The organism is Mycobacterium sp. E796, from assembly GCF_001672815.1.
Taxonomy (GTDB): domain Bacteria; phylum Actinomycetota; class Actinomycetes; order Mycobacteriales; family Mycobacteriaceae; genus Mycobacterium.
In genome coordinates this window covers 1-1,076 of the sequence record NZ_LZKK01000097.1, presented here as the reverse complement: position 1 = coordinate 1,076, position 1,076 = coordinate 1, and the positions used below count along the sequence as shown (strand labels likewise).

Annotated in this window: 1 protein-coding gene; it reads right to left on the bottom strand. The window is 67.9% G+C overall.

Annotated elements, in window-relative coordinates:
* The coding region (locus tag A5706_RS08185; protein ID WP_068128957.1) for an acyl-CoA dehydrogenase family protein at window positions 1-1,076 on the bottom strand (1,076 nt) is incomplete at its 3' end.

Below are 1,076 nucleotides of genomic sequence, written 5' to 3'. Positions count from 1 at the left end.
TGCACGTCCCGCCAATACCGTTGCAGGGGCTTGTCCATCCGGGCCGCGTTTCCGCCGGAGCGGGCGAAGATTTCGTCGACCGCCGACACCGCGCGCCACACCGCACGCACCTGGGTCCGGCGTCCGGCCGCGCGGTCGGCGAACGACACCTCCTTGCCGGCGGCGACCATGTCGTAGATCCGTTCGGCGTTGGCCAGCAACTCCTGGCGGGCGGCGTTGATGTCGGCCGCGGCCTCGCCGATCGCATACATCACATACGGGTCGTCCTTGATCGCGGTCCCGCTGGCGCCGACGCGCTCGCGCTGATAATCCAGGTGCGCGGCCAGCGCCCCCTCGGCGATCCCGATGGTCGCCGCCGAGATGCCCAGCGGGAACATCGTCGACCACGGCATCAGATACAGCGGCTCGGTCATGCCGGCCTCGCGCTGGGCGGTGCCATCCATCACCTTGGCCGCGTCCATGGTCCGATAGGTCGGGACGAACGCATCCTTGACGATGACGTCCTTGGAACCGGTTCCGCTCAGCCCCACCACATTCCAGGAGTCCTCGACTATCTCGTAGTCCGTGCGGGGCAGGATCATGTGCAGCATCTGCGGCGGCATCAGCGGGATGCCCTGCTCGTTGCCGAGCATCGCGCCCAGGATGATCCAATCGCAATGGTCGGTGCCCGAGCTGAACTGCCACCGGCCGTTGAAGAGGTAGCCGCCATCGACGGGCTTGGCGACGCCCTGCGGCGCGTAGGGGGAGGCCACCCAGGTGTCGACGTCGTCGGCCCACACCTCGGCAGCCACCTTCGGATCGGCGTAGGCGAGCTGGTAGGGATGCACGCCCACCACGCCCACGATCCAGCCGGCGGCCGGATCCAGCGCCGCGGTGGCCATGACCGTTTCGGCGAACTCGCGCGGATGGACCTCGAACCCTTGGTAGCTCTTGGGTTGCAGCAGCCGGATCAGTCCGGCCCCTTTCATCAGCTTCACGGTGTCGTCGGTGAGCCGGCCGATCCGCTCGGCTTCGGCGGCCTGGTCGCGCAACTGGTCGGCCATGGCCACAACCTGATCAAGTACCCGCTCGCTCAT